Consider the following 25,785-nt stretch of genomic DNA (forward strand, 5'->3'; position numbering starts at 1 on the left):
GGTGCGAGCTTCGCGTCGGCCGCCGATCGGGAAAGTCGGTGGTGCGCGGTGACCGGGTCCGGCGGCGTGACCGTGCGGGAAGTCATGCGGTCCGACGAGGATGCGGCGGCGGCTTTTCGGGAGTGGCACGCAGCCGCCGAGCGAGCCGGTCAACGAGCGCTGCTCGGGCCCAACGGCGTGTACACGCTGTGGCACCGCGACGATGTGCTCGCCGGGCTCCGTGACGGCGAACTTTTCGCCAGCCGTCAGGGCGAAATGATGCCCGGCAACCCGCATTTCGGTCCGTACCACTCTGTCTTGGTCGAGCTGTTCAACCCGGGCAGCTCGCGGGAGATGTTGCAGTCCATCCGCGGACTCATCCAAGAAGGTATCGGCGCCGTAGCGAAACTGGATCGCTGCGACGGTGCGCGTGTGGCCGACATTCTCTGTTTCACCGCATCCGGGCCGGTGTGCGGCCTGCCGCCCTACGTGCCGATCGACGCGGTCACCCCGGAGTTGGTCGGGATGATCCGTCGGGCCCCGGTCGGCGGACCGGACGTGATCAGCCGCCTCGCCGACGAACCGCTCAGCAACGAAGAGGTCATGGGACTGATGGGGTCCGTGGTCCGCGGCTTCGTGTTCGCGTCATACCCCATCAAGGCCGGACTGGCGCTGTTGGCACGCAGGCCGATGCTGCAGCAGGAGCTACGCGAAAACCCAGGCTGGCTAGGGGATTTCATCGAAGAGCTGCTGCGCTTGGATGGCGGCGCAAAGACCGCTTCACGGCGCACCACCCGCGACGTGACGGTCGGCGGAACCACCCTCCCGGCCGGGTCCCCGGTCGAGTTGTGTGTCGGCATGGTGCACCGCGACGAGGCCGACGCCATGTCGGGCCACGACATGAAACTGAATGGTCCGCATCGGCATTGGAGCTTTGGGGGAGGACCACATCGGTGCCCGGCGTCGCATTTGGCCCGCGAGCTGCTGTTCGCCTTCTTCGAGGTGTGGCTAGCCGAGGTCTCGTTCTTCTGGTTCGACTTCAAAGGCGGCGATGTCCCCAAGGCGTGGCAACCCAAGCCCTTCGGCCCCTTGACGGGCTCGGTTTTCGACGGGTGGGTTCCGACCTGCGTGCCGCTGCGGTGGTGAATTCTGTTGGTGCGCAACACAAAAGCTACGGAATCAGGCCTTGATGGCTTGGGCAGTAGACGGTCACCGAGGCGGTGACGAACTTGACCGCCGTGCGGGTAACCCGATCGGGAACCAGACGCAAGTGCGGACTGCCCGAATACGTCGTGTTCGTCTCTTCGTCGACCGCCGACTGGAACGAGGCACCGTGGTCGAGTTCGCCGCAGATCTCGTGGGCGCGGTAGACGAGTCCGGGCACATTGTCGATGACGGGGATCTGTAACTGGGCCAGCAACGCCACAAACTGGTCCTCCTGCGCGTCGGCGCCGGCGGTGCCGGCGCACATGACGGCGAGCAGCGCCGAGGCGCCAACCAGAGCGCCGGCAAGCGTGAGGTGGGTGCGCACGGTAATTCTCGCTTCGTCGGTGTTACGGCTCGGCGTCTAATTTGATCGACACGAAGCGGTAACAATGGAGGCAACCAGCGCCTGCAATGATGAAAATAGTAACTGGCCGGAATCGTGACTCACCACTCGACTTTCGCGCGAACCCGCAGACTGGGGCGCGACGGTCGCGGAGCAGTATGACCGCATCCAACCGGAGCGAGATTGCGCGGTCTCACCCGGTGGCAGCCCGCACCCGGCGAATACCTGCGTGGTGCGCGGCGATCGTCGCTGTGCTTGGCGGCGCGAGCGTCGTCGGTGCCGCACCGGTGACGTCGGCCAGCGCGGGCGGCCCGATGCTGGCCGCAATGATCGGCCCGGCCCCGTTGGGCGACCTCACCCCCGATCCGCCGCCGGACATCCCGGCGCCGACGGTCAAGCCGCTCGAGCCCCCTGTTGCGTCACCGCCACCCCGCGCGCAGCGGCCGGCGACCCCGCCGCCGCAACAGCAGGGGCCCGCACCGCAACCACAGGGGCCCGCACCGCAACCACAGGGGCCCGCACCGCAACCACAGGGGCCCGCACCGCAACCGCAGGAACCTGCGGCGCCACCGCCGGCGCCCCCACCGGCGCCGTCGCCCCCGCCGCCGCGGCCACCGGGCGGCCATGTTCAGCTTTCGCCCTGAGTTCGACGACGAAGCAGGAAATCCTGCGCACATCCGTGGGTCGGGGCACACTTGTGGGCATGCCGCCAGAGCCACGTCGCAAGCTGAACGGAATCTCGGACGTGCGCGCGTTCTTCCACACGAACAAGGTGCCGCTGTTCTTTATCTCGCCGACCCCGTTCAACCTGCTGGGTGTTGACCGCTGGATACGAAACTTCTTCTACCTGACCTACTTTGACTCTTTCGAGGGCACCCACTCGCGCGTGTTCGTGCCCAGGCGACGCGACCGCCGTGATTTCGACTCGATGGACGAGGTGTGCAGCCACCTGCTGTCCGACCCCGAGACGCTCGAGTTCATCGCGGGCAAAGGCCCCGGTGGCAAGTGCTGCTTTGTGATGATGAACGAGGAAATCCAGGCCCTCGCCCGTTCGGCGGGCCTGGAGGTCATGCATCCGCCGATCGAGCTGCGCAATCGGCTGGGCTCCAAGATCGTCATGACGCGCCTGGCCGACGAGGCCGGCGTCCCGAGCGTGCCCAACAGGATCGGGCGGGCGGGCTCCTATGACGAACTGTTGGCGCTCGCCCAAGACGCCGGCTTGGGAGACGATCTCGTCATCTCGATCGCCTACGGCAATGCCGGCAGCGGGACGTTCTTCGTGCATGGTCAGCGCGACTGGGACCAGCACGCTGGCGACCTGGTGGGGCAGGACCTCAAAGTCATGAAGCGTATCCGCAACGTCGAGGTATGCCTCGAGGGCGCCGTCACCCGCCACGGCACCGTCGTCGGCCCCGCGATGACGAGCCTCGTCGGTTATTCGGAGCTGACGCCGAGCCGGGGTAGCTGGTGTGGCAACGACATTTGGCACGAGGTGCTGCCGCCCGCGCAGACGCATGCCGCGCGGGAAATGGTGACGAAGCTGGGCGACGTCATGCGACGCGAGGGTTACCTCGGCTACTTCGAGGTGGACCTGTTGCACGACCTCGACTCCGACGAGCTCTACCTCGGCGAGGTGAATCCGCGCCTGTCCGGTGCCAGCCCGATGACGAACTTGACCACCGAGGCCTACGCCGACATGCCGCTGTTTCTCTTTCACCTGCTCGAGTACATGGACGTGGACTACGAGCTGGACATCGACGAGATCAACGCGTGCTGGGAGCGGGGCTACGGCGAAGACGAGGTCTGGGGCCAGGTGATACTCACCGAAACCTCGCCGGACATCGAGATCTTCACCGCTACGCCGCGCACCGGGATATGGCGCATCGACGACGACGGCCGGGTCTCCTTTTCCCGGACCGCCAACGACTGGGCGACGCTGCTCGACGGCTCCGAGGCCTTCTACATGCGTGTCGCGGCGCCCGGCGACCTACGTTCCGAGGGCGCCCAACTCGGCGTGCTCGTCACCCGTTCGCACCTGCAGACGGACGACTATAAGCTCAGCGAGCGCTGCCAACGTTGGGTCAAGGGGATGAAGGCGAAGTTCACCTCGACGCCGCTGACGCCCGCCGCGCCCATCGTGTCGCGCCTCGTCGCACGAGCGTGAGCCCCCCGGCCGGTATCTCGCTGGACAACTGGCTGTCGCCGCCGTATGCGCATTGGTCGTTCCAGCACATCGAAGACTTCGTGCCGACCGCGGTGATCTCGCGCGGGGCCGGACCGGTCGCGGCGCTGCCCGCGGCCCGCGCCCCGATCGCCGAGATCCGGCTGACCAGCACCGAGGGGGCCGCCACCACCGTCGGTGCGGTGATGGCCGGCACCGCCACCGACGGGTGGGCCGTCGCCCAGCGCGGCTCGCTGGTGGCCGAGCAGTACCTCGACGGCATGGGCGCAGCGACCCGGCACCTGCTGTTCTCGGTGAGCAAGTCGCTGGTGGGCGCCGTGGTGGGCGCGCTGCACGCCGGAGGTGCGATCGAGCTTGACGCGCCGGTGACGAAATATGTTCCGGCCCTGGCCAATTGCGGCTACGCCGGTGCGACGGTGCGCCACCTGCTGGACATGCGCTCGGGTATTGCGTTCTCGGACAACTACCTTCACCCGACCGCGGAGATCCACGTCCTCGACCAGGCGATGGGATGGGCACCCACCAGCAGCCCGGACGTCCCGGCCACTCTGCGTGACTTCCTGCTGACCCTGCAGCAGAAGTCGCCGCACGGCGGCCCCTTCGAATACCGCTCGTGTGAAATCGACGTGCTCGGCTGGATCTGCGAGGCGGCCGGTGGCCGGCGGATGCCCGAGCTGATGTCGGAACTGTTGTGGAGCCGCATCGGTGCCCAATGCGATGCCACCATCGCCGTCGACGCGGCCGGCACCGGATTCTTCGACGGCGGCATCAACGCCTGCCTGACCGATATGATCCGGTTCGGATCGCTGTACCTGCATGACGGTGTTTCGCTGACCGGACAGCACGTGGTCCCGGCCGCCTGGATCGCCGACACGCTCGACGGCGGTCCGGACTCCCGTCAGGCGTTTGCCGCCAGTCCCGACGACACCCAGATGCCCGGCGGCATGTACCGTAACCAGGTGTGGTTTCCCTACCCGGGCAACAACGTCGTGCTATGTCAAGGCATGTGCGGCCAGATGATCTACGTTAACCGGGCAGCCGAGCTGGTCGCGGCCAAGCTATCCACCCAGCCGGACGCCGGGGACCCGCAGATGTTGTGGGACACGCTGCACGCGTTTGACGCGGTGGTACACGAACTGGGCGGAATCCATAGCTAGCGCAACCGAATAGCACGTCCGTTCATTGATTCGGCTGGTAGACCGTCGGCGGCCCGAAACCAGGACCGGTAAGGCAGCTGGGGCCGTTTTGCCTCGTGCAATCCAATACCTGACCCGGCGGTGGCGGTGACGTCGTCGTCGTTCCGGTCTTTGTGAAAGTGAAATCGAGGCCGGCCGCCCCGCCGGCACTGGGACATGAACCGTAAGCCGGGACGGTGGTCAGCGGATAGTTTGGCCACGACTCATCCGTGAGGACCACAGCCTGCCACCGGCCGTGGGCGACGTTCCCGCAACCGGTGTCGTACTCGCCCAACGGCTTTGGTCCTATCGCCACATACACGCCGCGGACGTCTTTTTGGGCGGAGCCCGACACGATGAGTTTCCCGTTCTTGAGCGGGCTGAACGTGAGCCCGCTATCCGGCAGTTTCGCCAAACTGGTGGTCGTCGGCGCCGGCAGCGGGGGCGTCACTGGTGGCGGCGTGTGGCGGCTGAGCAGATTGGGGACCGCGGCGATGATCGCCGCACCGACCCCGAAGACCCCCGTTATCTTGGCCACCAACACCGCGTCGCTCACGCGGTGCGGTTGTGATTACCGATACCTAGCATCGCCCTACCTCCAGCTGCAGAGCTTGTCGTGATTGCCAAAGGATTGTCACGCCAGCTCCCGCGGGCCGGCACGAGTAATCCACTACTCCATGTCCTCGACGATGAACGTCAAGTGACCCGGGCGTGACGGTTCGGCGTGACCTCTGGCGATTCGACGCGCTCGCGTGTGCGGTGCAGGCTATGAATCTACGGTGAGCAACCACCAGGTGAACCTGACCCAGCAGGAAAGCTCGTTGATCGGTGAGAGTCATCCCGAGGCCCTCACCCGCATGGACGAGAAGTCGCTGAAGGAATTGCAGAGCCGGCTTCGGCAAGCACGCGAAAAGAATTTCAGCCTGTTGCGTCGTCAGGGTGCGGCGCGGGTGGAGGCCGCAGCTGCCCGCGGCTCCGCCCAGCCGGCCAACGAAAAGCGCGGCGAAAAGGTGGAGATCTTCGACGAGGCGCTGGCCCGGGTGAGCGCGCGCCTTGCTGCCATCGGTGACGCGGAGTAGCCGCGGGCGGGGAAGACCGGCAGCGGCGTCGGCGTTGAACAGCGAGCACGCGATGCCGCCTTAGGAGATCCTCGATGGGACTGCTGGACCACAAGACCGCCGTCGTTACCGGTGCCAACTCGGGTATCGGCTTGGCCACCGCCGAGCGGTTCATCGCCGAAGGCGTCGACACGGTCTTCATCACTGGCCGGCGCCAAGCCGAACTCGACGCCGCGGCACAGCAATTGGGTTCTCGCGCCATCGCCGTGGCCGGCGACGTCGGAAAGCCCGATGATCTCGACCGGCTCTACGCTAGGGTCGCCGAGGCGGGCAAGGGCCTGGACATCGTCATGGCCAACGCCGGAGCCACCCGGGTTTCGCGGCTGGGTGAGATCACCAGCGACGACCTCGATGCCCTGTTGACCACCAACGTCAAGGGTGTGGTCTACACGGTTCAAAAAGCGCTGCCGCTGCTGAACGACAACGCCTCGATCATCCTACCGGATCCACCACCGCCGACCGCGGCCGTCCGGGGCTCAGTGTCTACGCCGCCAGCAAAGCGGCGGTCCGTTCGTTCGCCCGCACCTGGGCCAGCGAACTCGCCGACCGTAACATCCGGGTCAACGTCCTCGTCGCCGGATCCACCGCCACCCCGGGAAGCGACACACTGGCCGCCCAAACCAATCCCGACGCGTCGATCGCAGAGTTCCGCGCCGGCCGCGTCGCCACCATCCCGCTGGGCCGGTTCGCCGAGCCCGTCGAAATCGCCAATGCCGCAGTATTTTTGGCCAGCGACCTGTCCAGCTTCACCACCGGGTCGACGCTGACCGCCGACGGCGGATTCAACCAAGTCTGATCGCGCGGAAGGCGACGCCAGGAGCAACGTTCGAGGCTATTGATCGCGTTCAGTGTGCTTACGACCGCGGTCGGATTCGGTGAGTTCGGGCGCATTTTCACGGGTCGCCATTCCGCCCTCTCGGCCATGATCCGTCGGGCCAGGTCGTCCACCTTTGGGTTCGTTGTCGGGTGTGTCTGAATGCTTGGTCATCGCAACCTCCTCTGACGACCGGATTACCCCCTTCGCGCGATCCCCAAGACTGCTGATCGGCGTTCGTCGGCGCGTACCCTCGACATGTTCGAGAGTCAGAGGTGCGCGCTGCGACCCGGTGGTGCAGCCGACGATCTGGGCGGGGCCAATCGTGATCCGGCGGTGTTCGAAAGCCCGCGCGAATTCGATAGCAGTCGGGACAACGCCCGCGAACACGTCAGTTTCGACAGTGGCATTCCCCAGACATTCGGTATGCGGTAGCTGACCTTGGCGTCAATGGCGCTAACCTGGTCGAAGACGGTCGGACCGTCGCCCCCTTTTCCGGACTACGCGAAGGATGCTTTTCCGGGAGATTGCGTGCTCGGCCAGACCGTGAGCATCTCGCCCTCGTGACCGACGAGTCGCGGATTCCGCGGCTGGCAGCCGAAGGCCAGCAGATCGACGATCTCGTCCCGGTGGGCACACCCATCGACCTCGACAACTGCGCCCGCGATCCGATCCACATCCCGGGCAGCATTCAGCCGCGCGGCGTGCTCGCGGTGGTGCGTGAGCCCGCATTCGAGGTGCGCCAGGTCAGCGCCAATGTCGCCGATCTGCTCGGCTGCCCCGTCGACGCGGTCCTGGGTCAGCACCTGTCGGCCCTGATCGGCGACCAGCAGGCGGCCCGCATCGAACAGGTGGCTTCGAGTCTCGGCACGCTGCGTCAGCACAATTCGCTCGAGTTCATGATCGACGTGGCCGGCGAGCCGCGGGCGTTCGACGCGATCCTGCACCGTGAGCAGGACGGTGTGCTGTTGGTGGAGCTCGAGATCGCCTACGGCGAGCGGCCGTTCTCGTTCCCGAACACTTACCAGGCGGTGCGCGGGGCGGTCGAGGACTTGAACCGCGCCGCCACGCTGACCGAGTTGTACGCCACCGCCGCGCGTGCCGTGCGCGATCTGACCGGCTTCGACCGGGTGATGGTGTACCGCTACGACGAGGAGTACAACGGCGAGGTTGTCGCCGAATCCAAGCGCGACGACCTCAATTCCTTTCTGGGCCTTCACTATCCGTCCACCGACATCCCGGCGCAGGCGCGGGCCCTGTACGAGAAGAACTGGATTCGGCTCATTTCCGATGTCGACTATGCGCCGACACCGCTGGTGCCCAGCGTCGACCCGGAGACCGGCGCGCCGCTAAACCTCACCTACGCCACGCTGCGCAGCGTCTCGCCCATCCATGTCGAGTACCTGCAGAACATGGGCGTGCACGCATCGATGTCGATCTCGTTGCTGCGGGAGGGACGGCTGTGGGGGCTCATCGCCTGCCATCACTACGCCGGTCCGCATCTGCCGCCGTTCGGCACCAGGGCGGCCGCCGAATTCCTCGGCTCGACCCTGTCGCTGCGGCTCGTCGACCGGTTCGAGGACGAACGGCTGCACAAGCGCCTGGCGCGCAGGCGGTCCTGGGCAAGCTGACCGCCGCGACGCTCGACGACGCCGAGTCCCTCACCGCGGTACTGCTCGGGGCGCCCGACTTGCTCGACCTGGTGCCGGCCGAGGGCGTCGTCGTGAATATCCAGGGCGATCGCCGCACCCGTGGGTCGGTTCCGTCGCTGCAGGTGGTGGCCGCGGTCATCGACTGGGCGCGCGGCGCCGACGACGCGATCGCCAGCAGCGAATGCCTGTCCAGCGAGTTGCCCGCGCTCGAGCTGGACCCGCAGCAGGCCGCCGGCGCGCTGGTGATCAACCTGCCCGACGGGCAGTACGCCGTGTGGTTCCGGCGCGAGGTGCTGCGGTCGGTGGACTGGGGTGGCGACCCGTACAACAAGGCGATCGCTGTCGGTGAGGGCGACGACGTGCGGCTCAGCCCCCGCAAGTCGTTCGACCGGTGGCGCGAAATCGTCCACCAACGCAGCGAGCCGTGGACACAGAGCGAACGGGAGTCCGCCGCGGCGCTGCGACGCCACCTGGTGGAGTCGCTGTACCGCCGCACCCGGGGTGCACTGCGGATGGCCGAGATGGTGCAGCGCAGCCTGTTTCCCGAGTCGATCCCGGTGCTCGAAAACTGGCGGCTGTCAGCGTATTACGAGCCGGCCGCGGGCGGTAACGTCGGCGGCGACTGGTACGACGCATTCGAGCTGCGCGACGGACGGTTGATCCTGCTGATCGGCGACGTCGCCGGGCACGGCATCACGGCGGCCGGGACGATGGCGCAATTGCGAAACGCACTGCGCGCCCAGCTGTTCGCCGGGGCCACCCCGGCCGAGGCGCTACACCAGCTCAACGACTTCTGTGTGCACATGCTGCCCGGTGCGTTCGCCACGGTCATCGCCGTGCGGGTCGACCTCGTCGCGGGGCTGGTGGAGGCGGCGTGTGCCGGCCATCTGATCCCGTACCTGACGAACCCGACGGCCGTTTCCGCGCCGGTGGAGCTTTCGCCGCCGATCGGCATCCGTGGCGTGTCGTACACCCCGAGCGGGTTCACCGTCGAGCCCGGCCAGGGGCTGGTCATGTACTCCGACGGCCTGGTGGAGCGCCGCGGCGAGGTGATCGACGACGGGCTCGCCCGGCTGGCCGAAACCCTGGACCGCGCGGGTGATGCACCGGCGTCGAGGATCTGGACTGCGATGGACTCGGGGAATGTCGACGACGACGTCACGATCATCGCGCTCTGGCGGCCCTGACCCTGTCGCGTCGGCTACTGCCGATATGCCGGAAGGTTGTCCGATAGCTCGTCGAACACGGCCTGGTTGAGGCCGAACGCGACCTTGACCTCCTCGACTGCCCGGCGAACCGCGTCGGGGCCCAGCCCCAACGCATCGAGGCGAGCTCGATAGCGGTCTTTGAAAGGTTTGGCGCGTAGGGGGAATCGGACATCGCCAGCCCGGCGCCCCCGGGCGCAAACGTGCGGTTGAGGACCTTGCCGATGGCCTGCCCGCCGGAGAGGTCGCCGAGATAGCGGGTGTAGTGGTGGGCGACCAGCGCGCCGCCCCACGAGGCCGCAGCGATGCGTGCACGGTAAGCCTCCGCGGCGGGCGACTGTATCTCGTTGCTGCCGTGCGTGTTCCAATGCTTGAGGTCGGCTTCGATGGCCGGTAGCCGCTCCAGCAGCGGGTCGTACACCGCGGCCACCATGGGATCGTCGCGACGAGACCGGACGGCGTTCTCCAGGGCGGCATAGATGACACGCAGCCGAAGTAGGTAGTCGGCATACCCGCGATTGTTGACCCGTCCTGCGAGCAACTCCGTCACGAACGGCGACTGCTCTGCGCGGGCGTGTTCTTCGGCCGAGCCTTCCTTCATGGCGACGGAGAGCGGCCGGCTGGTCTGAGCCGGCTTCTCAACGTCTTGGGAAGTCATCGCCTCGGATGCTATCGAGGCCGCTGCCCGGGTGGGAGGCTGATCCTCCTAGCACGGCGTGATTTGATCGTGGCGACGGGCAGCTATCCGCTTAGCGAAACTTTCTGTCCAGCTAACGCGTTATGCCGGTCCGATTGTCGCGAGCCACGGCACCGGAGCGGTAGCCATGACTTATGAGTTCACCGTGCTTCCAGACAGGTTTTTCCGCAGCGGAATTCGCCCAGCGAGTCCGGCGCAACCAGCAAGCCCTAGGGGCTAAGATCAAGGCGCAATACGACTTCATCGTGTGCGGGTCCGGCTCTTTGGGATCAGTGGTGGCACGTCGGCTGGCCGAAAATCCCGAGGTGACCGTGCTGGTGCTCGAAGCCGGCGGCTCCGACGAGGCGCCCGAAACGACCAGGCCGGAGATGTGGCTGGCCAACCTGGGCAGCGAGCGCGACTGGAATTTCACCGCAGAACCCAGTTGCCACCTCAACGGGCGCGCGATCCCGTACTCCATGGGCAAGGTCCTGGGCGGGGGATCGAGCATCAGCGTCATGGTGTGGGCGCGCGGACACAAGAACGACTGGGACTATTTCGCCGCCGAAGCCAAGGACCAGCGGTGGAACTACGAATCGGTGCTCGCGATCTACCGGGCCATCGAGGACTGGCATGGCGTCCCAGATCCCGAACATCGCGGCACCGGAGGGCCCGTGCATGTCGAATCCGCCAGGGACCCAAGCCCACTCGCGAAGGCCGGCCTTGCGGCCGCCGATCTGCTCGGTATCCCGACCTTCGACAACCAAAACGGCAGTTTGATGGAAGGCGACGGCGGCGCCTCGATCGTGGATCTGCGCATCCGCGGTGGAGCCCGTCAATCGGTCTTTCGCTCTTACCTTTTCCCGTTGATGGATCGGCCCAATGTGACCGTCCTTAGCGGCGCGCTGGTGACGCGGGTGACCTTCGACACCCACGCCGGCGAGCGGGCCGCCAGCGGCGTGGAATTCGTCCACAACGGCAGCCTGCACCGCGTCGGGGCGGGATCCGAAGTGGTGCTGTCGTTGGGGGCTATCCACACCCCCAAGATGTTGATGCAATCCGGCATCGGCGACGGCACCGAGCTGCGGCGACATCGGATCAACGTCGTGCAGCATCTGCAGGGAGTCGGGCGAAACCTGCAGGACCACCCCGGGTTTGCGTGCGTCTGGGAATCCCGAGAACGGTCGCCGTGGCGCAACAGCGGCTGTGAGCTGACGGTATTTGCCAAGAGCGATCCGGACTTGGACACCCTCGACCTTCAGGCCTACCAACTCGAGTTTCCCTACTCGAGTCGAGGACACGCCGCGAAATACGGTCTGCCGGAGGCAGGTTGGGCGATGCTCGGTGCCGTGGTGCGCCCCAAGAACCGTGGACGTATCTGCCTGACGTGACCCGATCCGCTCGATCCGCTACAGATCCAGGCCAACCTGATGTCCCACCCCGACGACATGAAATCCGCGATGGCCTGCATGCGGCTGTGTCGCGAGATCGGAAATTAGCCCCGCTGCGCCGTTTCAGCAGGCGAGAAGTGATGCCGGGTGACATCAATGCCGTTGCATTCGAGTCGTTTATCCGCAACGAGGTCACCACGTACCACCACCAAACGGGCACCGCCAAGATGGGGACCGACAGTATGTCGGTGGTCGACAGTTCGTTGAAAGTCTATGGCGTACATAACCTTCGGGTCGCCGACGGATCCATCATGCCGCGTGTCACCACCGGCAACACGATGGCCCCGTGCGTCATCATCGGCGAGCGTGCCGGCCAGACCCTGCGCGACCACCACAGCCTCTGACACGGATCGCGCGCACTCGGGCGACCGCACGCACGATGAAATGCCGTTCGCCGAATCGGCCGGGCCGCCGCGCCCCTAGGTGACGCTTGCGCTACCCAAACGGCAAGGTGGCCGACCATGACCCACTAGCTTGGTGTCTATACCCACTAGCTTGGTGTCTATGGGTGAACCCGATGCCGCCGGGCGCGAGCCGATGAGCCGGGTGCGCGAGCAACTTGACGAGCTGCTGGCTGCTCGCGATCAGATGGCACAGCTGGTCCGGGTCATCGTCGAAATCGGTTCTGACCTGGACCTGGATGTGACGTTGCGTCGCATTGTCAGCGCGGCGATGGAATTGACCGGCGCCCGGTACGGGGCGCTGGGTATTCGCGGCTCCGATGGCGCCTTGGCATCGTTCGTGACCGGGGAACTCGACGACGCCACCGCGCGGCGGCTCGGCGATCTGCCGGTGGGTGACGGAATCCGAGTCGACGATTTGGCCGCCCACCCGCAGGCCGTCGCGGTCGCCGCCGGTGGCCCACCCATTCGGGCGTTACTCGCGATACCGATTACGGTTCGGGCGGCCGACTTCGGCACCCTTTACCTCGCCGACGATCGGCCGGAACGAGTGTTCACCGACAGCCACGAGAGCGAGGTGCGCGCCTTGGCCACGGCGGCGGCGGCCGCCATCGACAACGCGCGGCTCTTCGAGCGGGAACGCGAGTCGGCGCGGTGGACGAAGGCCAGTCGCGAGATCACCACCGCGCTGTTGTCCGGTGACCCACAGACGGGACCGCTGCAGCTCATCGTGAATCGGGCACTGGAGTTGGCCGACGCGGAGCAGGCCATTCTGCTGGTGCCCCGCGAGCCCGACCGGCCGCACGGCAAGGCCGACACGCTGGTCGTGGCGGCGACCGCGGGCCGATACGCCTCGCAGGTGATCGGTCGACAAGTACCGATGGACGGTTCCACCACGGGCGGCGTGGCGCGACGCGGCCTGCCGCTGATCACCGACTCCTTCCAATATCCGATCGAGGGCTTCACCGACGTCGGCGAACGCACCGCCATCGTGATCCCGCTGATCGCCGACGAGGCGGTGCTGGGCGTGATCGCCGTGGCACGCGACCCGCAGCTGCCGGCCTTCGACGTCGGTTACCTGGACCTGGTCAGCGATTTCGCGGGTCAAGCCGCAATCGCCTTGGCGCTGACGGCAGGGCGCGAACACGCGCTCAACCAGCAACTCGCCCAGGCCGACAGCGTGGATGAGGCGGTGCTGGCCGCCGCCGAGGAACTGCGTCGACTCTGGCGGGCCCGCCGCGTCCTGGCCGTCACGTTACCCACTCAGCGTTCCGCCGTCGAAACCACTTCCGACACACCGGAACTGGTCTCGGTCGGCGAGTCCGCGCAGTGGGCCGACCTTTCACCCGCGACCCGAGAACTGCTCGAGTCGTTACGCGAAGGCGGCCTGCTTACCCCCAACACGACCAGGCCGGGAACGGCGGCCATCGCCCTGCAGCATCCCGAGGGCGTGCTCGTCGTGTGGATCGATCTGTCCGAACGACGGCCCTTCACCCTCGAGGACCAAACCTTGCTCACCGTGTTGGCGGCCCGGCTCGGCCAGGGCCTGCAACGGGTTTATCAGGTCGACCAGCAGCGTGAGACCGCCCTGGCCCTGCAACATGCCATCCTGGGCCCGTCTGATCTGCCGCACGGTTTTGCGGTGCGCTACCAAGCGGCCGCCCGTCCGCTGCAAGTTGGGGGTGACTGGTACGACGTCGCCGACCTGGACGACGGGCGCATCGCGTTGCTGGTCGGCGACTGTGTCGGTCACGGCCTGGCCGCCGCCACCGTCATGGGGCAGGTGCGCAGCGCCTGCCGGGCATTGTTGTTCGACAATCCAGCCCGGCGGCCGCCCTCAAGGGCCTGGACCGCTTCGCCGCGAAGTTGCCCGGGGCGCTGTGCACCACCCCGCGGTCTACGCCGTGCTCAATCCCGACACGGGCGAGCTGGTGTATTCCAGCGTCGGAAACCCGCCGCCGATCGTCGTCCACGCCGACGGAACGACCCAGATGCTCGAGGACGGCCACACCATTGCGTTGGGAGTGCGCCTCCATCGCGACCGCCCCGAAGCCCGCGTCGTCATCCCGGCGCACTCGACACTGCTGCTCTACACCGATGGTTTGGTCGAACGCCGACGCAGGTCACTGGATGAGGGCATCGCCCGGGCCGTGAGCCTCGTCGCGGACGGGGTCGGTTCATCGCTGGAGGACCTGGCGGACCGGGTGATGTCCCGCGTCGCGCCAACCGGCGGCTATCAGGACGACGTCGCGCTGTTACTCTACCGCCATCCCGCTCCGCTGGAGCTGGAGTTTCCCGCGGACGCCAGCCACCTCGGCCCGGCCCGCACGGCCCTGCGTAACTGGTTGACCAGAGCGCGCGTGGGCCCCGAGCAGAGCATGAACGTGTTCATTGCCGCCGGCGAAGCTGTCGCCAACGCCATCGAGCACGGTCACCGCCACCGGCGTGCGGGCACCATTGCGCTGGACGCGACCGCGCTCGTCGACGAGGTGCAGTTGACCATCACCGACACCGGCTCCTGGCAACCGCCGCAGCCGGAGGCCAACCACATCGTGGTCGCGGCATCGCCCTGATGCGAGGACTCATGCACGACGTCACGATCAACCCCGACGTCGGCGGAACAACGGTGCAGCTATCGGTAAGGATCACCTGGTGGCCACCTCGCTCACCCTCGAGACCGTGCGCCGCGGCGACGGCAAACTCGCGCTGACCGCAACGGGTGAAATCGACCCGAGCAACATCGAGGCATTCGACCAGGCGCTCGCCACGGCCACGGCCGAGGCTGCGGGCAGCGCAACGGCGCTCATCGTCGACCTCAGCCAGGTGGAATATCGCGACAGCGCCGCCATCAATGCCCTCTTCGCGCGTGCCGACCAGATACACGTCATTGCCCACCCGCTGCTGATGCGCAGCTTCACCGCCAGCGTCTGACCGAATTGGCCACCGTCGAAGCCGCGCCGCCCGCAGCGCAAGATTGACGCGGTGCGATTTGCATTTAGGGTGTGAGATCCGTTGAGGTGCTTGAATTCTCGCCTTCAGCGTAACGGTCGTGTCGAGGCGCACCAGCCTGGTGTGACGTCGGCCGGGCCCCTGGTGGATGTGGCGGTGGGGGGAGTTGATTTACTAGTCGCATGCCGCGGCGCGGCGTGGGTGCGATCGCGGCTCGAGAGGACTGGTATGACAGCACTGCTAAACTAGGTCGCGTTGATGACCGGTGCGTCGTCGGGCCTGGGCGCCGAAACCGCCAAGCTGTTTTCCCGCCAGGGCGCAACGGTTTTCGGCATCGCCCGGGATACCGCACGCCTGGCCGAGGTGTTCGGCGACGTGCAGCATGGTTCCTACGCATCGGTGGACGTCGGCTCGGCGCAGGCCTGCAAAGACGCGGTCGAGCAGTGCGTCCGGCAGTTCGGCGGTCTCGACGTGCTGGTCAATATCGCCGGGAAGCACCAGATGCGCCGAACCGAGTTGATGACCGACGACGACTGGACACAAGATCTGGCCGTGAACCTGAACGGCCCGTTCTACCTGTGCCGCGCCGCCCTGTCGCAGCTGCTGCAGCGCGGCGGAAACATCGTCAACGTCGCCTCGATCGCCGGGGTCGAGGGCCAGGCCTACTCGGCCGGCTACTGCGCTGCCAGGCATGGGCTTGTCGGGCTGACCCGGGCGTTGGCGGTGGAGTACACCGCGGATCGGCTGCGCGTCAACGCGGTGTGTCCCGGCGGCATGCTCACCCCGCAGATCGAACAGTTCACCGCGCCAGAGGATCCCAACTACGACCTGATCCTGCGGTCGGCCTCACCGCGCGGCATGATGCAGCCGCTGGACGTCGCGAATGTGGTCGCGTTCCTGGCCAGCGACGCCGCATCGGCCATCCACGGCGCCGTATACCGGGTCGACAACGGAAAGGGTGCGGGCTAACAGCATCCCAACCACGCCCGCGGCCACTGCGGGAGGAAATAAGAGGAAATAAATTGTCGGCCTTTATACAGACGCTGGATAGGTCTGCCGGGTAGCGTGCCCGCATGTCTTTCACAGTGACCTGGGCAGACGGCACCGAAATCACGTACGGGGACGAACTTCATTTCGACACCGATGGCGCGGTGCTCAAGATCGGTCCTTCCACGGGCAAGTGGACGTGGTACTTCTCGTCCCACCAGTGGGCACGCATCGAGCATGACGATCCGAACACCTCGCTGCGGCCCGAGTTTCCCCCGGTGGTCGCCCACGCCCACCCGTCGACCTGAGAGCCGGACCGCCCCGCGCCATGGGCGCATACGCCGGGCTGGAGCGATCGGTGTGAACTGACCAGGCTGGTAGGGTCCGCCAGGACGCCAGGCTTTCCGCGGCATGCGACGCGCTGGCGGGGGGTAGTTTTCCTATCCACCCAGAACGGAGACGGCATGAGCTCAGGCGCGCAGACGAAAACGATCACGACGCATGTTCCGGCGCGGTTGGACCGCCTGCCGTGGTCGCGGTTTCACTGGCGCGTCGTGGTGGGGCTCGGCGGCGTGTGGATCCTCGACGGACTCGAGGTCACGATGGTCGGCAACGTCTCGGCCCGGCTCACCGAGAAGGGCAGCGGGATCGAGCTCAACCCCGCACAGATCGGGTACGCGGCGGCGATCTACATCACCGGGGCATGCCTGGGCGCGTTGTTCTTCGGTCACCTGACCGACCGGTTCGGACGCCGCAACCTGTTCATCCTGACCCTGGCGGTCTACCTCGTCTCCACCGTCGCGACCGCATTTGCCTTCGCGCCTTGGTATTTCTTCGTCACTCGTTTTTTCACCGGCGCCGGCATAGGTGGTGAATACGCGGCCGTCAATTCGGCGATCGACGAGTTGATTCCGGCGCGAGTGCGCGGCCGGGTGGATTTGATCATCAACGGCACCTACTGGCTAGGTTCGGCCGTCGGCGCCGCCGGGGCACTGGTCTTGCTGGACACCTCGAACTTCCCGGCGAACATCGGTTGGCGACTCGCCTTCGGCATCGGGGCCATTTTCGGCAACTTCGTCCTGGTGGTCCGGCGCAACGTTCCGGAAAGCCCGCGCTGGCTGTTCATTCACGGGCGTGACGAGGAAGCCGAGCAGGTCGTCGGCGAGATCGAGCAAGACGTGCAGCGAGAAACCGGACAACCGCTGCCCGAGCCGGAGGGCGAGCCGCTGAGAATTCGTCAGCGCCACGCGATTTCATTCGTGGAGATTGCCCGGGTGGCGTTTCGGCTGTACCCCAAACGCGCGGTCCTGGGGCTCGCGTTGTTCATCGGTCAGGCATTCCTGTACAACGGCGTGACGTTCAACCTGGGCACGCTGCTGAGCGGCTTTTACGGCGTCCCTTCCGGAAAAGTGCCAATCTTCTTCATCTTGTGGGCGCTGAGTAATTTCCTGGGCCCGCTCATTCTCGGGCGGCTGTTCGACACCATCGGCCGCAAACCGATGATCACCGCGACCTATCTCGGGTCGGCCGTGATCGCGGTCGTGCTCGGTGTGCTGTTCCTGGATCGGACCGGCGGTGTCTGGGCCTTCATCGTCGTGCTCGCGGTGGCGTTCTTCTTGGCCTCGGCCGGGGCGAGCGCGGCCTATTTGACGGTCAGCGAGATCTTCCCGATGGAGACCCGGGCGCTGGCGATAGCGTTCTTCTACGCGGTGGGTACCGCGATCGGCGGCATCACCGGTCCCGTGTTGTTCGGCGAGCTGATCAATTCGGGCGATAGCGGTCAGGTGCTGTGGTCGTTTTTGATCGGGGCGATCGTGATGGCCGTCGCGGGCCTGGTCGAGCTGTGGCTGGGCATCGCGGCGGAGCAACGCGCCCTCGAGGACCTGGCGCTGCCGCTGACGGTGGCCGCCGCGGTGAACGAATAGCAGCGGACCGGCCGCACCGGGGCTATCGTCGGCGGCGTGACGGTCCCGTGCGACGTCGAACCCTACTACAACCTGGACTCCTACCATCGGTCCGTCGACACGACCTCGGCTAAGGCCCAAATGTGGTTCGACCGCGGCATGGTGTGGGCCTATGCGTTCAACCATGAAGAGGCGGTGCGGTGCTTCGAGCGCGCGCTCGAAGCGGATCCGGGCCTGGCGATCGCGCGGTGGGGCATCGCGTACTCGGTCGGGCCGAACTACAACGAACTACAACAAGGCCTGGGACGCATTCGATCCCGTCGATCTGGCGGCGTCACTGGCCCGGGCTCGCGAGGAGCTCCACCTGGCCGTTGGCGGCCGTGCCACGGCCACCGAACGCGACCTGATCGACGCCCTGGCCGTCCGCTTTCCCGCCGTCGACATCGCCGACATGGCGGCGCTGGCCGACGGGAACGCGGCGTACGCGGACGCGATGTCGAGGTTGGCGTCGGCCTACCCGCACGACATGGACGTCGCGGCCTTGGCGGCGGATGCGCTGGTCAATGCGACGGCCTGGGCATTGTGGGACACCTGCACCGGCGAGCCGGCGCCGGAGCCGCGGGTGTTGGAGGCCAACCAGATTCTGCAGACCGCGCTGACGACCTCCGTTGGCCGTGCCCATCCGGGCATCCTGCACCTGTATCTGCACACGATGGAGCTGTCCGCCCACCCCGAGGAGGCACTGCCCGCGGCCGACCTGCTGCGCGGGCTGGCACCCGACGCCGGCCATTTCGAACACATGCCCACCCACATCGACGTGCTGTGGGGCGACTACCGCAACGCGGTGGTGTCGAACTTGGCGGCCGTGCGTGCGGATCGCAAGTTCCTCGAACGCCAAGGCGCACTGAACTTTTACTCGGCCTACCGCGCGCACGACCTCCACTTCGTCGTGTACGCGGCGATGTTCTCCGGGCAGTCGGCCGTCGCGCTGCGGTCCGCCGACGAGCTCGCCCAGCAGCTCACCCCGGAGGTGCTGTCGATCCAATCACCGCCGATGGCCGACTGGCTGGAGGCTTTCGTGCCGCTTCGGGTGCACGTGCTGATCCGCTTCGGCCGCTGGGACGAGCTCATCGCCGAGCCGCTGCCCGCCGACCAGGACTTGTACTGCACCACGGCGGCGACGGTGCATTACGGTCGCGGCATTGCCCATGCGGCGACCGGGCAGCTGCCGCAAGCAGAAGCCGCGCGGGAAGCGTTCGCCGCGGCCTACGCCCGCATTCCCGCGTCACGGTATCTGTTCAACAACACCAGCCGTGACATCCTAGCGGTTGCCGCCGCCATGCTCGACGGTGAAAGCGCTTACCGCCAAGGGCAATTCGACTCGGCATTCACGCACCTTCGCCGCGCGGTAGAACTCGACGACGCCCTCCCCTACGACGAACCGTAGGGCTGGATGCAGCCGACCCGCCACGCCTATGGCGCGTTGCTGCTCGAGCAGGGGCACGTGGAAGAAGCGGCGAAGGTGTACGCGGCCGATCTCGGTTTGGACCCGTCGGCGCGCCGGTGCTGCCAACACCCGGGCAACGTGTGGAGCCTGCACGGCTACCACGAGTGTTTGCGGCGGCTGGGCCGCACCGCGGAGGCAACGATCATCTCCCAGCAGCTGACCCTGGCGCGCGCCCACGCCGACGTTCCGATCACCGCGTCCTGTGCGTGCCGGCTCGACACCACCACCGGCTAGGTATTGTGTACTATATCTAGCATGGCCGAGAAACTTCCGGTTCGACTGGCGGAACACCCCACCGTGCGACGGGTGCGGTCACGCCGGACAAAGAAAGCCGAAGTGCTTGACGCGGATTGGCTGCGCGAGCTGTGCGTGGGCGCCGGCGTCGACGACGTGGCGTTCGCCAGCGTCGACAATCCCGATCGGGCCTCGGAGGTCGAGCACGTCCAGGCGGCGCTGCCGGGCACCAGGAGCTACATCTCACTGGTGGTCAAGATGAACCGCGACAACAGCCGCTCGACCGCGCGCAGCGTCGCCAAACAGGAGTTTCACCGCGGCGGCGAGCTGCTCAACGAGGCGGCCCACCGCATCGTACGCCGACTGCAGGACGCCGGCCACCGGGTGCTCAACCCGTCGGCGACCTTTCCGATGGAGATGGACAACTGCCCCGGCCAGATCTGGGTGGTGGCGCACAAACCCGTCGCCGTCGTGGCGGGCCTCGGCTTCATGGGCATCCACCGCAACGTGATTCACCCCAAATTCGGCAACTTCATCCTGCTGGGCACGATCCTGGTGGACACCCCGATCAGCAGCTACGGGGAGCCGCTGGACTACAGCCCGTGCCTGGAATGCAAGCTGTGCGTGGCGGCCTGCCTGGTCGGCGCGATCGGCAAGGACGGCAGCTTCGACTGGCTGGCGTGTTCGACGCACAACTACCGAGAGTTAATGGGCGGCTTCACCGATTGGGTGCAGACCGTCGCCGACAGTACCGACGCGGCCGATTTCCGTTCGCGGGTAACCGATTCGGAGAACGCTTCGATGTGGCAGAGCCTGTCGTTAAAGCCCAACTACAAGGCAGCCTATTGCCTGGCGGTGTGCCCGGCCGGCGAGGACGTGATCGAGCCCTACCTGGACAACCGCAAGAGCTTCATGGATCTGGTGCTAAAACCGTTGCAGGACAAGAAGGAAACCCTGTACGTGTTGCCGAACTCCACGGCCAAGGAGTGCGCGGAACGCCGCTTTCCGCACAAGCAGGTGAAGGTCGTCGACGGCGGACGGCGTTAGTCGCGATTTCTCGCGAAACTGCAACCAGCGACCGGTTTCCCGAGTAGCCGCGTCGGCAGTTACGGTCTCGCGGTCGGCCCGCGCTTCCGTAAGCGCGGGCGATCGGGGGAGTCCAGCCAACCGGGTGGCGGCCCTTTCGCGCTGGCGTAGTCCGTCGAGCTCGGCGCGCCGGGTTCGGGCGTCGACGACGGGCGGCAGGGCGTGACATGGGATCCATACCTTTGCTCTGGAAGTTGTGCACTCAACGGTCCGACCGGTGGCCCGGCAGAAATTCATCGGCAAGCGCAAGGATTGGTAAAAGCGCTGCTCACAGCTGAGAACTAGCTATGAATGTGGTTTTGCGACGCGCGTGCCCGGGTACCTATGTGCAAACTTTAGATGTCACGCGGGGGACCCTGGGTCCGGAAAGGCAACGCAAGCATGACTCAGGGATTGATCCCGAACGTCGACGACGCACACGTACGTTACGACTTGTCCGACGATTTTTGCCGTCTGTTCCTTGACCGGACCCAGACCTACAGCTGCGCGTACTTCGAGCGCGACGACATGACGCTGGAAGAGGCCCAAATCGCCAAGATCGATCTGGCGCTGGCGGCGCTGGATCTGCGGCCCGGCATGACACTGCTCGACATCGCCTGCGGCTGGGGCACCACGATGCGCCGCGCGATCGAGAAGTACGACGTCAACGTCGTCGGCCTGACGACGTCCTGCGATCAAGCCGCCCACGTGCAGAAGATGTTCGACGAGATGGACACCGAGCGCAGCAAGTGGGTGTTGCTGGGCGGCTGGGACGAGTTCACCGAGCCGGTCGACCGGATCGTGTCCATCGGGGCGTTCGAGCAGAGCCGGTTCGACCGCTACAACGACCTCTTCGAAATGGCCTACGCCGTCCTGCCCGACGACGGCGTCATGTTCTTGCACACCATCACCGGCCCGCCGTCGATCGATCCGGTGGAGCAGCACGCGACGGGTGCCGGTTTCACCCTGACGCTGCGCGAGCCGCTGCAACCGCACTACCTCAAGACCCTCGACCTGTGGGCCGCGGCGCTCGAGGCGCGCCGGGACGAGGCCATCCGGCTGCAGTCCGAAGAGGTCTACGAGCGGTACCTGCATTACCTGACCGGCCGGGCCAACGCCCTGCGCACCGGCCAAATCGATGTCAACCAGATCACTCTCGAGAAGTGATCGGCGCGGATTCGCGAGCAACGACACGGTCAACGAGACGATAACGATTCACTCACCACCCTGGCTTGGCGCCGGTGCCGATGGGAGGGTGGTGGCCGTGAGTGTTCGTGTCAATGAGCTGGTGCACGGTGCGCGCACGCAATGGATGGACAGACCACCACAACGGTGTGCACGTGGTCACTGGCTGTTGCCGGGACACATGATCGTGGCCACCATTCCGTGTTCCTGCGGCCGGCACGTCTGCTGGGAATGCGAGTGCGGTGCGGCCACCTATGGGCCCGAATTGGGCGAGTCGTGCAGCCTCGCCAACCGTCGGCGCGGATCTGCGGTCGTCGCGTCGGATGCGATCAAAACCCTGTCCTGAAACGGGTTTGGCTTCCCCTGGTCACCACCGCGGAGTTGTGGTTGGGCGCCCACGCCCGCTCGAAAACGGCGACGGGTATCTGCTCATCGCGGCCGGTGTCGATACCGCTGTCGTTGAGATGTACCACACCGGCCTTGGTGTCGACGCCGGTGACGACCACAAAGTGGTTGCCGACGCTCCGGTTGCCGGGGCGGTTCCAGATGGTCTCGGCGTTGACGAGGGCGATCACCTTGCGCTGGTCGGCCAGATTCTGTTGTAGGGCACCGAGATCGGTCTGGATGTTGTCGGCCCTGACCCAGTAGTGCCAGAGCAGCAGTGGCAGATCTCTGATGTCGGTGTTGCCGGGTGGCGTCCAGATCGGTTTGGAACCCGTTGCTCCCGGCATGTTTTCGGCGACGGCGGTGATCTGTCGTTCGGTGGGCTGGCGGCCGGTGAGCTCGCCGACGACGTCGGCGACCGCGATCTCGCCGCAGTCCGACGAGTGCTGGCGGCGCCAATAGGGGGCGGCGGCAGCCGGGTCGCCGTACATGCCCACCTCGTGGTCGGCGTCCGGCGCCGGCGGGCCCGGGGTGGCATGGGCCGCGGCTGCGCCGGCGAACGCCGATGTTGCGGCGGTGGCCCATAACAGGGCGGCCGCGGCGACCTTCGTCGTCAGGGTGCGGGCCATCGTCGTCCTTTTCTCGAGCCGCGGTGGCGGCGCGCAACGGTATTGTGAAAAGGGTTACTGGTCGCCCTCTCGGGAGCATTAAACGGTACGTCGGTCAGATTCGTGGACGAACACGCCGAAAAGTTGCGGCGCTGACACCGCGCTGCTGCGCTGGTGTCATCGAAGCCGCCGGGGTGTGTCGCCGGCCGGCATGGCGGACCGAGTGCTCTAATTGTCTTCAGGCGCACCGGAAATCATGCCGTGGTCGGCCGTTATGGCTGTTCGTGCTGCCGATCGCACCGAGTTCGCGGCGGCCGTCTCCTGTTTGAAACCGAGGAAGCGCACCGTTGACGCATGCGTAACAAGTTTGGCATCGAAGGTTTCTAGGGTGGGGCGGTCCACCTTCCGCACGCGAAGAACGTGGACCCCCTCAGCGATAGGAACTCCATTGAGCGGAAACGCGGTGCGCCTGCAGGCGATCAACAACGTAGAGGCATACGCCCCCCGGCCGTCAGTTTTGCGCCCGGTGAAACCCCCGGCGAGGTCTTCGGCTCCAACGTCTTCACCAAGGCCGAGATGCAGGCGCGGCTGCCCAAGTCGGTCTACAAGTCGGTGGTGGCCACAATCGAGAGGGGCGCAAAACTCGACCCGGCGGTAGCCGACACGGTCGCGGTGGCCGTGAAGGTTTGGGCGCTGGAAAAGGGCGCCACCCACTACGCGCACGTCTTCTACCCGATGACCGGACTGACCGCCGAGAAGCACGACAGCTTCCTCGAACCGATCTCCGACGGGCAGACACTCGCCGAGTTCGCGGGTAAGACGCTGATCCAGGGCGAGCCCGATGCCTCGAGCTTTCCCTCCGGCGGGTTGCGCAGCACCTTCGAGGCGCGCGGCTACACCGGCTGGGACGTGACCAGCCCGGCCTACGTCCTGGAGAACCCGAACGGCAACACGCTGTGCATCCCAACGGTTTTCGTTTCGATGACCGGCGAGGCACTGGACTACATGACGCCGCTGCTGCGCAGCCAGCAGGCCATGGGTATCCATGCCGAGCGGATCCTGACCCTGTTCGGGCACAAGGACCTGAACAAGGTGGTGTCCTTCTGCGGCCCGGAGCAGGAGTACTTCCTGGTCGACCGCCACTTCTTCTTGGCCCGCCCGGACCTGATCAACGCCGGTCGCACGGTGTTCGGCGCCAAGCCGCCGAAGGGCCAAGAGTTCGACGACCACTACTTCGGCGCGGTGCCCGAGCGCGTGCTGGGCTTCATGATGAACACCGAGCGAGAGCTGTTCAAGCTCGGTATCCCGGCCAAGACCCGGCACACGAGGTCGCGCCCGGACAATTCGAGGTGGCCCCGATGTTCGAGCGGGCCAACATCGCCTCCGACCATCAGCAGCTGCTGATGACGGTTTTCAAGACGATCGCCAAGAAGCACGGCATGGAGTGCTTGTTCCACGAGAAGCCGTTCGCCGGCGTCAACGGGTCGGGCAAGCACGTGAACTTCTCGGTCGGCAATTCCGAGCTGGGGTCGCTGCTGGTTCTGGGCGACACCCCGCACGAAAACGCCCAGTTCCTGGTGTTCTGCGCGGCGGCGATCCGCGCCGTGCACAAGTTCGCCGGGCTGTTGCGGGTCTCGGTCGCGTCGGCCACCAACGACCACCGGCTGGGTGCCAACGAGGCGCCGCCCGCGATCATCTCGATCTTCCTGGGCGAGCAGCTCGCCGACGTGTTCGAGCAGATCGCCAAGGGCGCGGCAACGTCGTCAAAGGGCAAGGGCACCATGATCATTGGTGTGGACACCCTGCCACCGCGGCCGACCGACGCCGGTGACCGCAACCGGACCAGCCCGTTCGCCTTCACCGGCAACCGATTCGAGTTCCGCGCACCCGGTTCCGGTCAGACGGTGGCGGTTCCGATGATCGTGCTCAACACGATCATGGCCGGCTCCTTCGACTACATCGCCACGATCCTCGAGCAGGCTGTCGCGGACGGGAAGACTTCGATCAGGCGGTGCAGAAGCTGCTCACCGAGATCATCACCGAGCACGGGGCGGTGGTGTTCAACGGGGACGGATACTCGGAGAACTGGCAGATCGAGGCGGCCGAGCGGGGCCTGCCGAACCTGAAGACCACCCTGGACGCCATCCCGGAGCTGATCAAACCGGACGCGGTCGAGTTGTTCGCGAAATACGGGGTGTTCAACGAACGCGAGCTGCGCAGCCGTTACGAGGTCCGCCTGGAGCAGTACGCGTTGACGATCGGGGTCGAGGCGAAGTTGGCGCTGGAGATCGGGACGACCGTCATCCTGCCCGCCGCAATTCGGTACCAGACCGAACTCGCGCAGAACGTCGAGACGATGAAGAAAGCCGGGATACAGCCCGACACGGCGGCGTTGGAAGCGGTCTCGGCCCCGCTGGCCGATCTGTCCGCGGCGCTGGCGACGTTGCAGGCGGCCCTGTCGGACCGCTCGGCGCAATCAGCCCTCGAGGAGGCGACGCACGCCCAGGAAGCGCTGTTGCCGGCGATGGAAGCGGTGCGCACCGCCACCGACACACTGGAAGGCGTTGTGGCCGACGACTTGTGGCCCCTGCCCACCTATCAGGAGATGCTTTACATCCTGTGAATCCGTCGTCGGGCGTGGGGGCCGTCCGCGCGAGCTTGATAATCCGCGGCTCCCACGCCCGGCGACTTCGGCTGCCCGCTGCACAGGCCGCACCTGACACGTTAAGTTCTGAAAGGAGAAAGTCACCCGGTCAGGGG

General features: G+C 66.3%; 15 protein-coding genes and 8 pseudogenes. 17 read left to right on the top strand and 6 right to left on the bottom strand.

The window, feature by feature from the left end; genetic code table 11:
• Window positions 1-48: 48 nt before the first annotated feature.
• On the top strand, window positions 49-1,125 hold the full coding sequence (locus T428_RS0100515; protein ID WP_025734951.1) for a cytochrome P450: 1,077 nt from the start codon (window positions 49-51) through the stop codon (window positions 1,123-1,125).
• Window positions 1,126-1,150: 25 nt separating this feature from the next.
• On the opposite strand, the gene T428_RS0100520 is transcribed toward T428_RS0100515, so the two are convergent.
• Window positions 1,151-1,510 (bottom strand): DUF732 domain-containing protein, encoded by a 360-nt coding sequence (locus T428_RS0100520; RefSeq protein ID WP_025734952.1) that lies wholly within the window; start codon window positions 1,508-1,510, stop codon window positions 1,151-1,153.
• A 211-nt stretch (window positions 1,511-1,721) separates the two neighbouring features.
• Window positions 1,722-1,925, bottom strand: a complete 204-nt coding sequence (locus T428_RS0100525) for a hypothetical protein (protein WP_025734953.1) — start codon at window positions 1,923-1,925, stop codon at window positions 1,722-1,724.
• A gap of 306 nt (window positions 1,926-2,231) precedes the next feature.
• Here T428_RS0100525 and T428_RS0100530 point away from each other — a divergent pair, with 306 nt between their 5' ends.
• Together T428_RS0100530 and T428_RS0100535 are read left to right on the top strand one after the other, a co-directional pair.
• A complete protein-coding gene (locus T428_RS0100530) occupies window positions 2,232-3,692 on the top strand; it encodes a biotin carboxylase (RefSeq protein ID WP_025734954.1) in 1,461 nt (486 codons plus the stop codon).
• Window positions 3,689-4,867, top strand: coding sequence for a serine hydrolase domain-containing protein (locus T428_RS0100535; protein ID WP_025734955.1), 1,179 nt, complete (start codon window positions 3,689-3,691; stop codon window positions 4,865-4,867). The genes T428_RS0100530 and T428_RS0100535 overlap by 4 nt, the downstream gene beginning before the upstream one ends.
• A gap of 22 nt (window positions 4,868-4,889) precedes the next feature.
• Here the strand turns inward: T428_RS0100535 and T428_RS0100540 are convergent, their stop codons facing one another.
• Window positions 4,890-5,441: a hypothetical protein gene (locus T428_RS0100540; protein WP_025734956.1), complete on the bottom strand. Its 552-nt coding sequence runs from the start codon at window positions 5,439-5,441 to the stop codon at window positions 4,890-4,892.
• A gap of 223 nt (window positions 5,442-5,664) precedes the next feature.
• Between T428_RS0100540 and T428_RS0100545 the strand changes: the two genes are divergently transcribed.
• The 3 genes and pseudogenes from T428_RS0100545 (at window position 5,665) to T428_RS35590 (ending at window position 9,656) form a co-directional block, all read left to right on the top strand.
• A complete protein-coding gene (locus T428_RS0100545; RefSeq protein ID WP_025734957.1) occupies window positions 5,665-5,964 on the top strand; it encodes a hypothetical protein in 300 nt (99 codons plus the stop codon).
• 74 nt (window positions 5,965-6,038) lie between these two features.
• Window positions 6,039-6,799: pseudogene (locus tag T428_RS24640) on the top strand (SDR family NAD(P)-dependent oxidoreductase).
• A 581-nt stretch (window positions 6,800-7,380) separates the two neighbouring features.
• Window positions 7,381-9,656, top strand: a pseudogene (locus T428_RS35590) (SpoIIE family protein phosphatase).
• Between the two features lie 14 nt (window positions 9,657-9,670).
• On the opposite strand, the pseudogene T428_RS24650 reads toward T428_RS35590, so the two are convergent.
• Window positions 9,671-10,332, bottom strand: a pseudogene (locus T428_RS24650) (biliverdin-producing heme oxygenase).
• A gap of 173 nt (window positions 10,333-10,505) precedes the next feature.
• On the opposite strand from T428_RS24650, the pseudogene T428_RS24655 reads away from it, so the two are divergent.
• From T428_RS24655 to T428_RS32485, 10 genes and pseudogenes are all read left to right on the top strand, one after another.
• Window positions 10,506-12,145, top strand: a pseudogene (locus T428_RS24655) (GMC family oxidoreductase).
• 160 nt (window positions 12,146-12,305) lie between these two features.
• A pseudogene (locus T428_RS36275) lies at window positions 12,306-14,912 on the top strand (SpoIIE family protein phosphatase).
• A pseudogene (locus T428_RS24665) lies at window positions 14,855-15,180 on the top strand (STAS domain-containing protein). Before T428_RS36275 ends, T428_RS24665 begins: the two co-directional pseudogenes overlap by 58 nt.
• A 229-nt stretch (window positions 15,181-15,409) precedes the next feature.
• Complete coding sequence (locus tag T428_RS24670; protein ID WP_156942811.1) at window positions 15,410-16,120, top strand: SDR family NAD(P)-dependent oxidoreductase; 711 nt, start codon at window positions 15,410-15,412, stop codon at window positions 16,118-16,120.
• A gap of 104 nt (window positions 16,121-16,224) precedes the next feature.
• Entirely contained in the window at window positions 16,225-16,446 is a 222-nt protein-coding gene (locus tag T428_RS0100595; protein ID WP_025734958.1) for a hypothetical protein, read from the top strand.
• A gap of 156 nt (window positions 16,447-16,602) precedes the next feature.
• A complete protein-coding gene (locus T428_RS24675; protein WP_036466764.1) occupies window positions 16,603-18,063 on the top strand; it encodes an MFS transporter in 1,461 nt (486 codons plus the stop codon).
• Between the two features lie 120 nt (window positions 18,064-18,183).
• Window positions 18,184-19,783 (top strand): annotated as a pseudogene (locus T428_RS24680) (tetratricopeptide repeat protein).
• Between the two features lie 21 nt (window positions 19,784-19,804).
• Complete coding sequence (locus T428_RS0100610; protein WP_025734959.1) at window positions 19,805-20,830, top strand: (4Fe-4S)-binding protein; 1,026 nt, start codon at window positions 19,805-19,807, stop codon at window positions 20,828-20,830.
• Window positions 20,831-21,250: 420 nt separating this feature from the next.
• Window positions 21,251-22,015, top strand: a complete 765-nt coding sequence (locus T428_RS0100615; protein WP_025734960.1) for a class I SAM-dependent methyltransferase — start codon at window positions 21,251-21,253, stop codon at window positions 22,013-22,015.
• Between the two features lie 97 nt (window positions 22,016-22,112).
• Window positions 22,113-22,379: a hypothetical protein gene (locus tag T428_RS32485; RefSeq protein WP_156942812.1), complete on the top strand. Its 267-nt coding sequence runs from the start codon at window positions 22,113-22,115 to the stop codon at window positions 22,377-22,379.
• Here T428_RS32485 and T428_RS0100620 read toward each other — a convergent pair.
• Both T428_RS0100620 and T428_RS32490 read right to left on the bottom strand, forming a co-directional pair.
• Window positions 22,363-23,046, bottom strand: a complete 684-nt coding sequence (locus tag T428_RS0100620; protein ID WP_025734961.1) for a cysteine peptidase family C39 domain-containing protein — start codon at window positions 23,044-23,046, stop codon at window positions 22,363-22,365. The genes T428_RS32485 and T428_RS0100620 overlap by 17 nt on opposite strands.
• A gap of 207 nt (window positions 23,047-23,253) precedes the next feature.
• Complete coding sequence (locus T428_RS32490) at window positions 23,254-23,436, bottom strand: hypothetical protein (RefSeq protein ID WP_156942813.1); 183 nt, start codon at window positions 23,434-23,436, stop codon at window positions 23,254-23,256.
• Between the two features lie 37 nt (window positions 23,437-23,473).
• Between T428_RS32490 and T428_RS24685 the strand changes: the two are divergent.
• Window positions 23,474-25,648: pseudogene (locus tag T428_RS24685) on the top strand (glutamine synthetase III family protein).
• Window positions 25,649-25,785: the final 137 nt, after the last annotated feature.

It is taken from the genome of Mycobacterium genavense ATCC 51234 (genome assembly GCF_000526915.1).
Classification (GTDB): Bacteria; Actinomycetota; Actinomycetes; order Mycobacteriales; family Mycobacteriaceae; genus Mycobacterium; species Mycobacterium genavense.